Raw genomic sequence first — 13,249 nt, 5'->3', positions numbered from 1 at the left:
CTCATACTTACAGTCATTAGTTGACTCAAGGTTAGAACCAACCCGAGGAAAGGAGACCTTCGTTTCATGTATATAATGAAGCAAAGTGGCTGGCTTGAAGTAATTTGTGGTAGCATGTTTTCAGGAAAATCTGAAGAGTTGATTCGACGTGTTCGTCGTACTGAATTTGCAAGACAATCCGTTCAGGTGTTTAAGCCTCAAATTGATAATCGATATAGTGATGATTCTGTTGTATCTCATAATGGTGCATCCTTTGTAGCAAAACCAGTTGCAACTTCTGCTGAGATTCTGGAAGCAGTTTCTGCAGATACAGATGTTGTTGCAATTGATGAAGTGCAATTTTTTGATGACGAGATAGTAGAAGTTGTTCAAATTCTTGCAAACCGTGGCCATCGCGTAATTGTTGCTGGCTTAGATCAAGACTTTCGTGGCGAACCGTTTGGAAAGGTTCCAGAGCTGCTTTCATTAGCTGAACTTGTGACAAAGCTGCAAGCCGTTTGTTCCGTTTGTGGTTCACCATCAAGCAGAACACAGCGTTTAATAAATGGACAACCAGCATCCTATGATGATCCGGTCATATTAGTAGGTGCATCAGAGTCCTATGAACCACGCTGTCGCCATCATCATGAAGTACCAGGGAAACCACTGTTACAATTAGTTGCCAAAAAGGATACATTGAAATTATAAGGCGCTCCTGATGGGGTGCTTTTTATTTTTGAATTAAAAAAGATCAGGTTGTGTTTCCTGATCTTAAAATAAAAATCCAAGTACTTTTTTACGTCTTCTGGATCCCTCGACTTTTTCGAGTGTAATCGCCGTTTGTTTCAGAAGTTCTTCTTTTTCTCTTTCTAGCTGGTCGATGTATGCCTCCAGTTTTTGCATCTTTTTTTGAAGCTCATCGATTTCCTTGCGATGCTGTAGGAGTTGGTAAGATACAACATCACTTGCTTTGCCCTCAATCTGCCTTTCGTTTTCTTCGATCCGTTTCATGATTTCATTTAATTTTTCAGAGAGTGTTTTATCAGATACTTGAACCATTTTCCGTGCGGTCCCCTTCCTAGGCGCTGGTGTTGATATTACGATTTTATCAGATGGGACCCCAGATTTCACTTGATTCCGTATTCCTTCAAATAATGGAAGGTCTGTTTCTTCAAATACATAATGGCCATATTCATTTTTTTCACAAGTAAGATTTAAATTTTTAATCCATTTCCGAACCGTCTTGGTTGAAACCCCTAATTTTCTTGCGAACTCCGCAGTGTTCACACCAACCACTCCCCCTCGTTCTTCTTTTTCTCGTATGTCCTAATTTTTCCGATTCTTTGTATAGTACTACGTTCTCCCTTTAGAGAGAAAAATCCTCCCTGGTAGACAAAACTAGAACCTTTTCGTCAAAGAAAGAACCAATCCTACATAAAAACTATTATTCGACAGCGGGATTTTGTGGGAGGTTGTGAAAAAGGGCGTCATTCCGTAATTTGCTTTGACCTATATGGATACCCTATACTATAATTATAATGTTATGGACTAAATTTTGAGGTGAAGCGCGTGTTTGATCGTTTAGAGGCTGTTGAAGCTCGTTATGAAAAACTAAATGAACTATTAAGTGATCCAGATATCGTTAGTGATACAACTAAGCTACGTGAATATTCAAAAGAACAATCTGATATACAAGAAACTGTTGAGAAATATAGAGAGTACAAAGAGGTTAAGGAACAGTTAACCGATGCAAAAGCGATGCTTGAAGAAAAGCTTGATGCTGAAATGCGTGAAATGGTGAAGGAAGAAATCAACGAACTTGAGGACCAAATGGAGGAACTTGAGGAAATTCTTCACGTACTCTTATTGCCAAAGGACCCAAATGATGACAAAAACGTTATCATGGAAATCCGTGGTGCTGCAGGTGGAGATGAGGCTGCGCTATTTGCCGGAGACCTTTACCGCATGTACAGCCGTTTTGCTGAGCACCAGGGTTGGAAGACTGAAGTGATGGAAGCTAACACAACAGGTGTTGGTGGCTATAAAGAAATCATTTTTATGATTAACGGAAAAGGTGCTTTTTCAAAACTGAAGTTTGAAAATGGGGCACACCGTGTACAACGTGTTCCTGAGACAGAATCAGGTGGACGTATCCATACATCAACTGCAACGGTGGCTGTTTTACCAGAAGCAGAAGAAGTTGAAGTCGACATCCATGAAAAAGATATTCGTGTTGATACATTCGCTTCCAGTGGACCTGGAGGACAAAGTGTTAACACCACAATGTCTGCGGTTCGTTTAACGCATTTACCAACTGGTATTGTGGTTTCCTGTCAAGATGAGAAATCCCAAATCAAAAACAAGGAAAAAGCAATGAAAGTATTACGTGCGCGTGTTTACGATAAATTCCAACAGGAAGCACAAGCAGAATACGACCAAAACCGTAAGCAGGCAGTCGGTACGGGTGACCGTTCTGAGCGTATCCGTACGTACAATTTCCCACAAAACCGTGTTACCGACCACCGTATTGGATTAACCATTCAAAAGCTTGATCAAATCCTTACTGGGAAGCTAGATGAAGTGATTGATGCTCTCATTATGGAGGACCAAGCAAGAAAAATGGAGCAAGCCGAGTAATGGCAGATTTGCATAAAATATTCGAAGCCCTCAAATGGGCTTCTTCTTTTTTAAGGGAACATGGTCGGGACGAAAATTGTGGGGAAATGCTTTTATGTCATTATCTTGGAATGAGTCGGGCTCAGTTGCTTGCGGAACTTCGGGAAGAGCTTGACCCTAAAGTAAAAGAGAAGTTTGAGTTAGCCATAGAAGAGGTCGCCAGTGGAGTGCCCGTTCAACACATTATGGGTTATGAAGAGTTTTACGGGCGTAGATTTTTGGTGAACGAGGAAGTGTTAATCCCAAGACCTGAAACGGAAGAGCTGGTTCAAGGGGTGCTAGCGAGAATTAGACGCCTTTTTGGTACATCTGATGAGATAAACGTCGTTGATGTTGGAACAGGGAGTGGAGCGATTTCGATTACGCTTGCCCTGGAAAATCAGAAGTTAGATGTAATGACCGTCGATATAGCGAAAGCGTCCATTGATGTGGCGAAGGAAAATGCTAAACGGTTAGGGGCAACTGTAAGATTTTTTGAAGGTGACTTATTAGGACCGCTGATTGAAGAAGGAATGAAGGTGGATGTGGTCGTTTCGAATCCACCCTATATTCCGGAAGATGACATTGCGACTTTATCAACGGTTGTAAAGGATCACGAGCCTCTCCGCGCCTTAGTGGGTGGTCATGATGGATTGGATTTCTATCGTAGGTTTATGAAGGAGATTCCTTACGTTTTGAATGAAAAAGGGATTGTGGCCTTTGAGGTTGGAATTGGTCAAGGTGAGGCCGTTGCAAAAATGCTACAAAATACCTTTTCAGGTGCTAAGGTAGAGGTCGTAAATGACATCAACGGAAAAGACCGAATGGTATTTGCGGAAATAGGGTTTTAAAAAGGCTTCGGGAGTGTAATCCCAAGCCTTTTTTAATGACAAAGGCTGATTGCACACTCTTTACAATGCAATTGCGCTTTATCACCGAACCTATTTGATTAATAATTTCTCTTCCACGAAATAAAATACGTAACAATCTGGATCAACGGGTAAAGCAGCAATAAAATGATTGGATAGTACGGTACGGAATCTGAGATGAATGGATAAAGTAAAAACAAAGCAGTGATGATTGGGAACGTGAACCACATACTAATATAAGAAGCCCTGCACGCTTTACCGGTTAGTTCCTTTTCCCGTTCGTCTTCTTCCTCAAATTCGACTGGCAACATAAAAACATTTTTCCATGATTTGCGTTTCTTTTTTAGCTTTGGAAATGTTATTGCTGTAAATGCGATTCCTACTACGAGAGCGATAAAAAAGGGTAACATGTTCAATTCGACGCTCCAAGGTGGTTCCTGATTCGTTTTCACAATTTCGGCAAAGTCCAATTGTGCATCGTACATCGACGAAAGCGCCCAACCCAATAATACAATTGAAATAACGGAATACATGACATTACGGACAATACTCATCTTTTTTCCTCCTCCAAATAAAAAATTTCTTCAATTGGCAAGTTAAATGTATGTGCAATATTCATCGCGAGTAAAAGCGAAGGGACGTAGCTACCTTTTTCGAGTGCAACAATGGTTTGCCGTGTGACATTGACCTTTTCAGCAAGTGCTCCTTGTGTCAGGTTATGCCTTGCCCGTAGTTCCTTGACGCGATTTTTAATCTCCATTGGCAATATCCTCCAATTATTTCTACTTACATTGTAAAATAAACTATACATTTTGTAAAGTCAACTTTACATCCATTTTAAAAATCATGGAAATGTCCTATAAAAAATAGTTTACTAGATTTTTTAAATTTGGTAGTTTAGGATTTTCTTTTTTTGGCGAGACTGGTTTTTGAAGGGATGGTGCTAGAGAGTGAGTAAACAAATTGCAATTGTATCATTTATCTTTTTAATGTTAATTGGGGCGAATAGCCATTTATTAATAAAGGAAACGAGTGCGGAAGGTCCTCAGGTGATTCCTGATGAGGCGATTCGACTTCGCATCTTAGCAAACAGTGATTCCGATGAAGACCAGGCATTAAAGCGCAAAGTGCGTGATGCTGTGAATGCGGAGATTACGGAGTGGGTTGCAGAATTAACTTCAATTGAAGCTGCAAGAGAATTGATTCAAGAGAGACTTCCAGAAATCGAGAAAATCGTTGCTAGAGTTTTAGAAGAAGAAAATAGCAATCAATCATATACAGTAGATTACGGACGTAATGTACAGTTTCCAACAAAACTTTACGGTCAATTTCTTTATCCAGCAGGTGAGTATGAAGCAATCCTTATTTCGTTAGGTGAAGCGGAAGGTGCAAACTGGTGGTGCGTGTTATTCCCGCCATTATGTTTCTTAGATTTTTCAACCGGTGATGCGATAGATGCTTCAGATGAGGAAGGAAAAGATGTGGCAATCGAACAAGAAGTTGAGAAGGAAGATAGGGAACAACAGAAAGACAAAAAAGATAAGGTCGAAAGTGAAGAGGAAGAAGTAGAGGTAAAATTCTTCTTAGTTGAATTTTTCACATCTTTATTCAGCTAAAAATGAGTTTTTGATATCATATAAATTCTAGCATTTGGTTCTATTTTTCTAAATCCCACATAGAGTAGTTACTAGGATAACAGCTCGAAAAAAATCGGGCGCAAATACGCCAAGGCGCATTTGATTTAAGATGGGGTGGGGTAAATGAAGCAAATTAGAACAGCTAATGAACAGGATATCGAAAAGGTAAAATCGTTTTTAGGACAAGCTGATGTAAGTGCGGATAGAATTGAATCGATTATTGATCACTTTATTTTAATGGAGGACGCAGACCAAAACATACTTGCAACATTGGGTGTTGAAAGAATTGAAAAGGACGGCTTGCTTCGGTCACTAGTGATTTCTCCTGGAGTGGACCAAACAAATCTATTAACTTTATTTAAAAGTGTGATATCTCTCGCGAAGCATAAGGAACTTAGTCGTTTATTTTTAGCAACGAATAAGCAAGCATCGATTCAATTTTTCGCTATGCTTGGTTTTGAGCAAATGGATGCTGGAGACCTTCCAGACCATATTAAAGGTTCGAATCATATCACACAACTTCTTGAAAAAGCAGATCCAATGTTTATGGTTGCTAAAATTGAAAAGTAACAATAGTTTTCAAACCTCTATTTGTGAATGGGAATGTGCACAAGTAGAGGTTTTTTTATTGAATTTTGTGGATAATGTGGATAAGTTTTGTTGTTAAAATGAGGACGAATGTGATAGTCTATGGAACGTGATGAAAAATATGGGGTGTGGATACATTTTTTCCTCTATGTGTGAATTGTGGGGAAATTGGTTATATCCACAAAATTATCCACATTTTTGAGTAAGTTGTCCACAAAATGTGGATAACACTTGTTTTCTACTCTTTAAAAACCTATACTTTTTTATATTGTGATAATAATAAAGCTACATAATAAAAGGAATTTCATATAGGAGTTGCGTTACATGGAAACAAAACAATGGGTTGTGGATAAAAATCAACATAATTTAGAATCTTATCCACAAATAAAAGAAGCAGCAAATCTCCTCCAGGCAGATGAGGTAGTCGCATTCCCAACAGAAACGGTGTACGGGCTTGGTGCGAATGCTTTGTCAGACGAAGCTGTTGCAAAAATTTACGAAGCAAAGGGGCGGCCGAGTGATAATCCACTGATTGTCCACATCTCCACAATTGGGCAACTACAACAAATTGCTCAGGATATTCCGGAGCAGGCAAAAAGCTTAATTAAAAAATTCTGGCCGGGTCCATTAACTCTTGTTTTAAAAAGAAAAGAAAATGCAGTCTCGAAAAAGGTAACTGCTGGACTTGAAACGGTGGCAATTCGGATGCCAAGTCATCCTGTTGCATTGGCATTAATAACAGCTTCTGGTCTTCCACTTGCTGCACCAAGTGCAAATTTGTCTGGGAAGCCGAGTCCAACACTTGCGAAACACGTTGCCGATGACTTGACTGGTAAAATTGCGGGGATACTTGACGGTGGAGCAACTGGGGTTGGTCTTGAATCAACGGTTCTTGATTGTTCAGGAGATATTCCTGTCATCTTACGTCCAGGTGGTGTGACAAAGGAACAATTAGAGGAAGTCTGTGGCGTGGTTGAGGTTGATCGTGCGATTTTAGAGGAGGGACAAGCTCCGAAGTCGCCGGGTATGAAATATAAACATTATGCACCAACAGCTCCGCTTTCAATTGTGAATGGTTCGATGGAATTTATTCAAACTCTCGTAAAAGAGAAACAACATGAGGGCTTGAAGGTCGGTATCCTGACAACGACAGAGGGTGAAAATAAATATGAGGCAGATCAAATAATTGCCTGTGGTTCGCGTGAGGATTTGGAGTCAGTGGCAAATCGATTATATGATGTCCTTCGCCTCTTTGATGAAAGTGGCGTCGATGTTATTTTTAGTGAGAGCTTCCCAAGTGAGGGGATTGGTCAAGCAATTATGAATCGGCTAACAAAAGCCGCCGGTCATCGAATCATAACAGAATAAATTGAGAAATCCTTCTTCTATTTGGTTGTGTACATGCATATGTTGAAATAGGCACGTCCAAGGAGGTAGAAGATGGATATTACAGCATTTCTCGGAGAACTCATAACTTTATTTGTTATGGCATTCGCTTTAGGAATGGACGCATTTTCCGTAGGACTTGGAATGGGATTAATCCGGTTGAGGCTAAAGCAAATCTTTACAATCGGAATTACCATCGGTCTGTTCCATATGTGGATGCCTTTGGCAGGAATGATGATTGGCCACTTTTTATCAGATACATTTGGAACGATAGCAACTTATGTAGGCGGAGGCTTACTCTTATTTTTAGGATTGCAAATGATTATTTCCTCCTTTAAGGACGACGATCAGCAGCGTATGATTACACCAGTCGGATTCGGATTAATTATTTTCGCCTTAAGTGTAAGTTTGGATAGTTTTTCAGTCGGCCTTTCGCTTGGCATTTACGGTGCAAAAACAGTTATGGTCATCCTCATGTTTGGCGTCGTCAGCATGGTTTTATCATGGCTTGGACTTTTATTAGGTCGGAAGGTCCAAAACTGGCTCGGTACATATAGTGAAGTACTAGGTGGCAGCATCCTTCTAGTCTTCGGTGTAAAACTGTTATTTCCTTTATAGGTGGGACAAAGGTCCATTTAGTCCCGTGGGTATGGGACCTGTCCCAAATTATTACAAAAATGTGAGTGCGAGTGAAAAACTCGTGCTCTTTTTTCTTCTATAGACTATGTCTTGTTTCAAATCTCGCTTATAATGGTACTATATCGAATTATGTCTAAAATTGCAGGTGCAATGTAGCTTAAGCAGAAAAGAAAAGGGTGATGAAATGATTCGCGTTTTATTTGTTTGTACAGGAAATACGTGTAGAAGTCCAATGGCGGAAGCGATTTTACGAAGCAAAGCGGGGGAATCCATCGAAGTGAAGTCAGCGGGGATATATGCGGGGGAAGGAAGTCCTGCTTCAGCGAATACGGCACAGGTATTAAAGGAAAATGGTATTGAGTGTCAGCATTTTTCGTCTTTTTTAACAAAAGAACATCTTGAGTGGGCTACTTATGTGTTTACAATGACCAATCAACATAAGGAAGCGATCCTGTTACGTTTTCCAGAAGCTGAGGATAAAGTATTTACATTAAAGGAATATGTGAATACCAATGGAGATGTTTCTGATCCTTTTGGAGGACCAGTTGATATTTATCGAGAAACGTATGCAGAACTTGAACCATTAATTGATGATTTGCTTTCTAAACTACAGTAGTTAGATTCAGGGGGAGAATCGGTTGAAAAAGAGGCACTATACATTTGGTCTTAGGGTAAAATTGGTTCTATTTACAACCATTTTGGCGATTGTAACATATTCTACATCAGCGTTATTTATCTATTTTGTCTATCCTTTCGTTGAGGAATGGATAAGTCAGCAAATATTTGTGATTGGAACCTTGGCTTTAGGTATTATCTGGTCGGGTATTCTTGCGTATTTAGCGGCATCTATTATTACAAAGCCACTTCAGACGCTCGAGCAGGTGGCCATCCATGCAGCGAATGGGGATATTCGTGAGGATGTTCCAATCTCGAAATCGGACGATGAGATTCGTAGCTTAAGTCTAGCTTTTAATAAAATGTTACATAACCTACGTGATATGGTCCAAAAAATCGAAGAAAACTTTGGGAATACCAATGAAAAAGTGATTGAGATTACCAAGGCATCCAGTCTCGCATCCGAGCAGGCCGAAAATATTAATCGAACCATTTCCGATATTTCCAAAGGAGCCGACAGCTCAGCTGTTTCGATTCAAGAAACGGCTGAATCAGTCGAGGATGTGATTCAAATTGCCGAAGAGGTTGAACAAAATGCGAAAACGGCACAAAACTTGTCGGTCGAAATGGTTGATACGTTAAAGGACACGAAGCAGGTTGTGCATTCGCTGATATCGGGGATTAATAAGTTGGTTGACAACAATCAGACGTCACTTGAAGCGGTGAATCGCCTGGAGAAAAATGCGAAGGAAGTTGAAAATATTATCTCACTTGTTGGCGATATTGCTGGACAGACAAATCTGTTGGCATTGAATGCTTCAATTGAAGCGGCACGTGCAGGTGAACATGGTAAGGGCTTTGCAGTAGTTGCAGATGAAGTAAGAAAGCTTGCGGACGAAAGCTCAAAGGCTGTTCAAGGCATTTCTGAGCTTATAAAAAATATTCAACAAGAGGTTTTACATGTGGTTGTTCAAATCTCTGAACAGGTTTCGGTTGCAAATGAGGAAGCGAAAAAAGGGAAGATCACAAATGAGGCTATTGCTCAAATGAATACTTCTGTAACTGAGGTTGCGGCTGCTGTAAAACAAATTGCTGCATTGGTTGAAAAACAAATGGATCGTATTCAAGCGACATCCTTACAATCGCAGGAGGTTGCTGCAATTGCTGAACAAACGTCTGCAGGTGCACAGGAAGTAAGTGCAGCCACACAACATCAGACAAGCGTGATATGTGAAGTGGATGGGCTTGCCCAAGAACTTGCTTCCCAAGCAGGTCAGTTGAAACAGACCATCCAGCGTTTTACGTTATAATTATTTCGTCTAGGAACTCTCCTTTTGGTTCGGGAGTTCTATTTTAGGTATAATAAGAATAAAGGTAATATCTTTGGCGGTTTAGCGCGAAAAAGTGGTGCAGTTGCGCCAAGTGGAAATTAAGTATAGGGGGATTTACAATGAAAGTTGCAATAGCTTCAGACCATGGTGGGTTAAATTTACGTGAAGAAATCAAGGGTTTATTAGACGAACTTGAGATTGAATATGATGATTTTGGATGTGACTGCTCGACATCAGTTGATTATCCAGATTATGCATTACCTGTTGCAAAAAAAGTAGCGGCTGGGGAATATGAACGTGGTATTTTAATTTGCGGAACTGGAATCGGAATGAGTATTGCTGCGAACAAGGTTCATGGCATTCGTTGTGCGCTTTGTCATGATGTATTCAGTGCAAAGGCTACGCGTGAGCATAACAACAGCAATATGCTTGCGATGGGTGAGCGTGTCATCGGTCCTGGACTAGCCCGTGAAATCGCAAAAGCATGGCTTACAACTGAATTTTTAGGTGGCCGCCATGAAAACAGAATCAATAAAATCAGTGATTACGAAGATAACACTGAAGCATAAAAATGGAGCGCCTGAGGATATTTTGAATCAGGCGTATTTTATATAAATTGAACATAAATTATGTGGGACACGGAACCTGTCCTGAGTCCCAAGGAGGTAGATTTTGTGGTTGCAGACATTGAAGTGTGGAGAGAGCAGCTGCGGACGATTCTCTCAGAGTTTGCAGAAAGGGCTTCGTTGAAAAAAGGGGAGTTGCTCGTTATTGGATGTAGTACGAGTGAAGTCATCGGTGAACGAATTGGAACGGCGGGATCTGAAGAAGTGGCTCAACTGATTTTTAGTGAGTTGGATTCGCTTCGTAAAGATGTAGGTATTGAACTAGCGTTTCAATGCTGTGAGCACTTAAATCGTGCATTAGTAGTCGAGCGGGAAACAGCATTACTTAAAAACTACGAGCAAGTAACAGTGGTACCGGTTCGAACAGCAGGTGGAGCCATGGCAACATATGCTTACGGACATTTAAAAGATCCCGTTGTGGTAGAGTTTATTAAAGCTGAAGCTGGGATTGACATAGGTGACACCTTTATCGGTATGCATCTAAAACATGTAGCAGTGCCAATCAGAAGTACGGTGAAGGAACTTGGAGGAGCGCATGTCACAATGGCCAAAGCAAGACCCAAACTCATCGGAGGCGAACGCGCCGTCTACCCCGACAAAAAAGAAAATAAAAAATGCTAAATAACTAGGAGCAAAGGGACCACGGGGACGGTTCCTGTGGCTCCTTTTGTTTTTTAGGGATATTTCAATTACTACTTCAATAATGTTTGGTGCGTTATCTAGTTTTCAATTAAGAAATGAGTTATCAATATCACTTCCTATCAAATTTTCCACTAAATAACTATCTTCAATTGAATTCTACTTACATATAATACTCTATCGTCCCTATAAAATAGTATTCTTCATTTGCTAGTTGGGTTTGCTAGTGAACCAACAGAACCGTCCCTCTGGTTCCTACCCTAAAAATGAACATTATTTTATCTTTGTTTTTAAATGTTCGTGTTTGGCAAAAAATCGCTAAGTTTTTTTAATTGACTGAAAAGCCAATAGTAGTAACGTCTTTGTAACTAATAAGCTGATTTTAAAGCGTTTTCAACTAAAAAACCATTAAAAACTTAACCTTCCTACTACCGAATAAACGTGTTACAATGGAAAAGTATTTTTCAAATTAGCGAAATAATTCATAATAGATTAAAAGGAGGATTCCAATGAAACATTTATCGGAGCAAGATCAAAAAGTATTTCATGCAATTCAAGATGAACTACAAAGACAGCGTACTAAAATCGAATTGATTGCATCTGAAAACTTTGTAAGTGAAGCGGTTATGGAAGCCCAAGGTTCTGTATTAACAAACAAATATGCAGAAGGATACCCTGGCCGTCGCTACTATGGTGGTTGTGAGCATGTGGATGTTGTGGAAAACATTGCAAGAGATCGTGCGAAGGAAATCTTCGGCGCAGAGCATGCAAATGTGCAGCCGCACTCTGGGGCTCAAGCAAATATGGCTGTGTACTTTACAATTTTAGAACAAGGTGACACAGTACTTGGGATGAATCTTTCTCATGGTGGACACTTAACGCATGGTAGTCCGGTAAACTTCAGTGGAATTCATTATAATTTCGTGGAGTACGGTGTTGATTCAGAAACACATCGAATCAATTACGACGATGTACGAGCAAAAGCACTTGAGCATAAGCCAAAGCTTATCGTAGCAGGTGCAAGTGCTTATCCACGTGCAATTGACTTTAAAAAATTCAGAGAAATCGCGGATGAAGTCGGAGCTTATTTAATGGTAGACATGGCTCATATTGCAGGTCTTGTGGCAACAGGTCTTCATGAAAACCCGGTTCCATATGCTGACTTCGTAACAACAACGACTCATAAAACATTACGTGGTCCACGTGGTGGTATGATTCTTTGTAAAGAAGAATTCGCGAAGAAAATTGATAAATCTATCTTCCCTGGTATCCAAGGTGGTCCGTTAATGCACGTTATTGCTGCAAAGGCAGTTGCATTCGGGGAAGCACTTACTGATGAATTTAAACAATATACAAAAAATATCGTGGCAAATGCGGCTAGACTTGCTGAGTCTTTGCAAAAAGAAGGCTTACAATTAGTATCTAACGGAACTGACAACCACTTGCTATTAGTTGACGTTCGTTCTTTAGGTTTAACTGGTAAAGTGGCTGAAAAAGTTCTTGACGATATCGGTATCACAGTTAATAAAAATACAATTCCATTCGATCCAGAAAGCCCATTTGTAACAAGTGGTATCCGTATCGGAACAGCTGCTGTAACAAGTAGAGGTTTCGGTCTAGAGGACATGGATGAAATCGCGTCAATTATCGGATTTGCATTGAAAAATGCAGAAGATGAAGTGAAGTTAGCTGAAGCAAGCGCGCGTGTTGAAGCATTAACTAGTAAGTTTGTACTTTATAAAGAGTATTAAAATGTTTGAAGGCAGGACTCCTATTTGGGGGTCCTGCCTCTTTGGTTAGGTTCAATATATCTGGAGTGTGGGAGAAATTCTCAGGGGGTTGGCACTAATCATCGATGTCTAGGTCACATCCTAGGCGAAATCACTCCGCAAGCATGTAGGACTAATATTCAGGGGTTGTCCCATATGTTGAAATTTATTCCTATATATTCAATGAACTGTCCCATATAAAAGAAACTTTGTCCTATAACAACCAGTTTTGAAAGAAAACACTCCAAATACTCTCGGAACCCCAATTCCCCGACTAAATCAAAAACCACCTCGCATACGCTGTTTACTTTTCACTAATATTGTCCCGAACTTTAAGAATATCAAGCTTCCCCAATCACTGCGAAAAGCCGTTAACTGACAATTTGAAACTTTGTTCATTTCATGTATTTTTGATATTCATCTTGAACATGCTTTGTTTTTTCTGTAAAATTTATTGAAGTGTGAAAAATGTAGAACGTGGTGTTATTTTTTCAGCTGATGGTAATTATAAGAAAA

Annotated in this window: 15 protein-coding genes and 1 pseudogene; 13 read left to right on the top strand and 3 right to left on the bottom strand. The window is 40.0% G+C overall.

Annotated features, from left to right (window positions below; all coding sequences use genetic code 11):
* Positions 1–66 precede the first annotated feature (66 nt).
* Positions 67–687, top strand: a complete 621-nt coding sequence (locus BTHG_RS13265; protein WP_010677218.1) for a thymidine kinase — start codon at positions 67–69, stop codon at positions 685–687.
* 63 nt (positions 688–750) lie between these two features.
* Here BTHG_RS13265 and BTHG_RS24980 read toward each other — a convergent pair whose 3' ends face one another.
* The gene (locus BTHG_RS24980) at positions 751–1,266 is read right to left on the bottom strand and encodes a MerR family transcriptional regulator (protein WP_010677217.1); all 516 of its coding nucleotides are present in this window, start codon (positions 1,264–1,266) and stop codon (positions 751–753) included.
* Between the two features lie 282 nt (positions 1,267–1,548).
* Here BTHG_RS24980 and prfA point away from each other — a divergent pair, with 282 nt between their 5' ends.
* Both prfA and prmC read left to right on the top strand, forming a co-directional pair.
* Positions 1,549–2,616: a peptide chain release factor 1 gene (gene prfA / locus BTHG_RS13255; RefSeq protein WP_010677216.1), complete on the top strand. Its 1,068-nt coding sequence runs from the start codon at positions 1,549–1,551 to the stop codon at positions 2,614–2,616.
* The gene (gene prmC, locus BTHG_RS13250) at positions 2,616–3,485 is read left to right on the top strand and encodes a peptide chain release factor N(5)-glutamine methyltransferase (RefSeq protein ID WP_010677215.1); all 870 of its coding nucleotides are present in this window, start codon (positions 2,616–2,618) and stop codon (positions 3,483–3,485) included. The genes prfA and prmC overlap by 1 nt, the downstream gene beginning before the upstream one ends.
* Positions 3,486–3,583: 98 nt before the next feature.
* Here prmC and BTHG_RS13245 read toward each other — a convergent pair whose 3' ends face one another.
* Positions 3,584–4,057 carry a hypothetical protein gene (locus BTHG_RS13245; protein ID WP_010677214.1) on the bottom strand — a complete coding sequence of 158 codons (474 nt, stop codon included), beginning with the start codon at positions 4,055–4,057 and terminating at the stop codon, positions 3,584–3,586.
* Complete coding sequence (locus BTHG_RS13240) at positions 4,054–4,263, bottom strand: helix-turn-helix transcriptional regulator (RefSeq protein ID WP_010677213.1); 210 nt, start codon at positions 4,261–4,263, stop codon at positions 4,054–4,056. Before BTHG_RS13240 ends, BTHG_RS13245 begins: the two co-directional genes overlap by 4 nt.
* 190 nt (positions 4,264–4,453) lie before the next feature.
* Here BTHG_RS13240 and spoIIR point away from each other — a divergent pair, with 190 nt between their 5' ends.
* From spoIIR to BTHG_RS13195, 10 genes and pseudogenes are all read left to right on the top strand, one after another.
* Positions 4,454–5,119 (top strand): stage II sporulation protein R, encoded by a 666-nt coding sequence (gene spoIIR, locus BTHG_RS13235; protein WP_010677212.1) that lies wholly within the window; start codon positions 4,454–4,456, stop codon positions 5,117–5,119.
* A gap of 144 nt (positions 5,120–5,263) precedes the next feature.
* A complete protein-coding gene (locus BTHG_RS24975; RefSeq protein ID WP_010677211.1) occupies positions 5,264–5,710 on the top strand; it encodes a GNAT family N-acetyltransferase in 447 nt (148 codons plus the stop codon).
* 342 nt (positions 5,711–6,052) lie between these two features.
* Positions 6,053–7,096, top strand: coding sequence for an L-threonylcarbamoyladenylate synthase (locus tag BTHG_RS13225; protein WP_010677210.1), 1,044 nt, complete (start codon positions 6,053–6,055; stop codon positions 7,094–7,096).
* A 72-nt stretch (positions 7,097–7,168) separates the two neighbouring features.
* On the top strand, positions 7,169–7,732 hold the full coding sequence (locus BTHG_RS13220; protein ID WP_010677209.1) for a manganese efflux pump MntP: 564 nt from the start codon (positions 7,169–7,171) through the stop codon (positions 7,730–7,732).
* A gap of 205 nt (positions 7,733–7,937) precedes the next feature.
* On the top strand, positions 7,938–8,369 hold the full coding sequence (locus BTHG_RS13215) for a low molecular weight protein arginine phosphatase (protein ID WP_010677208.1): 432 nt from the start codon (positions 7,938–7,940) through the stop codon (positions 8,367–8,369).
* 169 nt (positions 8,370–8,538) lie between these two features.
* Positions 8,539–8,739 (top strand): annotated as a pseudogene (locus tag BTHG_RS27950) (HAMP domain-containing protein); the annotation flags it as partial.
* Positions 8,731–9,678: a methyl-accepting chemotaxis protein gene (locus BTHG_RS13210; protein WP_408605278.1), complete on the top strand. Its 948-nt coding sequence runs from the start codon at positions 8,731–8,733 to the stop codon at positions 9,676–9,678. The pseudogene BTHG_RS27950 and the gene BTHG_RS13210, both read left to right, overlap by 9 nt.
* A 140-nt stretch (positions 9,679–9,818) precedes the next feature.
* Complete coding sequence (gene rpiB, locus BTHG_RS13205) at positions 9,819–10,268, top strand: ribose 5-phosphate isomerase B (RefSeq protein ID WP_010677206.1); 450 nt, start codon at positions 9,819–9,821, stop codon at positions 10,266–10,268.
* Between the two features lie 60 nt (positions 10,269–10,328).
* On the top strand, positions 10,329–10,946 hold the full coding sequence (locus BTHG_RS13200; protein WP_042341720.1) for a TIGR01440 family protein: 618 nt from the start codon (positions 10,329–10,331) through the stop codon (positions 10,944–10,946).
* Positions 10,947–11,473: 527 nt separating this feature from the next.
* The gene (locus tag BTHG_RS13195; protein WP_010677204.1) at positions 11,474–12,715 is read left to right on the top strand and encodes a serine hydroxymethyltransferase; all 1,242 of its coding nucleotides are present in this window, start codon (positions 11,474–11,476) and stop codon (positions 12,713–12,715) included.
* Positions 12,716–13,249: the final 534 nt, after the last annotated feature.

The sequence above is a fragment of the Bacillus timonensis genome, from assembly GCF_000285535.1.
Classification (GTDB): Bacteria; Bacillota; Bacilli; order Bacillales; family Bacillaceae_L; genus Ferdinandcohnia; species Ferdinandcohnia timonensis.
Note: the sequence above shows the minus strand (reverse complement) of the source record. Positions and strands in the feature narration are given on the sequence as shown.

Excerpts from the sequence above, each read along its gene's own strand:
- BTHG_RS13200 (WP_042341720.1), top strand. The coding sequence starts at position 10,329 with ATGTGGGACACGGAACCTGTCCTGAGTCCCAAGGAGGTAGATTTTGTG.
- BTHG_RS13220 (WP_010677209.1), top strand. The coding sequence starts at position 7,169 with ATGGATATTACAGCATTTCTCGGAGAACTCATAACTTTATTTGTTATG.
- BTHG_RS13245 (WP_010677214.1), bottom strand. The coding sequence starts at position 4,057 with ATGAGTATTGTCCGTAATGTCATGTATTCCGTTATTTCAATTGTATTA.
- BTHG_RS13225 (WP_010677210.1), top strand. The coding sequence starts at position 6,053 with ATGGAAACAAAACAATGGGTTGTGGATAAAAATCAACATAATTTAGAA.
- prmC (WP_010677215.1), top strand. The coding sequence starts at position 2,616 with ATGGCAGATTTGCATAAAATATTCGAAGCCCTCAAATGGGCTTCTTCT.
- BTHG_RS13195 (WP_010677204.1), top strand. The coding sequence starts at position 11,474 with ATGAAACATTTATCGGAGCAAGATCAAAAAGTATTTCATGCAATTCAA.
- BTHG_RS13265 (WP_010677218.1), top strand. The coding sequence starts at position 67 with ATGTATATAATGAAGCAAAGTGGCTGGCTTGAAGTAATTTGTGGTAGC.
- BTHG_RS13215 (WP_010677208.1), top strand. The coding sequence starts at position 7,938 with ATGATTCGCGTTTTATTTGTTTGTACAGGAAATACGTGTAGAAGTCCA.
- rpiB (WP_010677206.1), top strand. The coding sequence starts at position 9,819 with ATGAAAGTTGCAATAGCTTCAGACCATGGTGGGTTAAATTTACGTGAA.
- BTHG_RS24975 (WP_010677211.1), top strand. The coding sequence starts at position 5,264 with ATGAAGCAAATTAGAACAGCTAATGAACAGGATATCGAAAAGGTAAAA.
- BTHG_RS13210 (WP_408605278.1), top strand. The coding sequence starts at position 8,731 with ATGTTACATAACCTACGTGATATGGTCCAAAAAATCGAAGAAAACTTT.
- BTHG_RS13240 (WP_010677213.1), bottom strand. The coding sequence starts at position 4,263 with ATGGAGATTAAAAATCGCGTCAAGGAACTACGGGCAAGGCATAACCTG.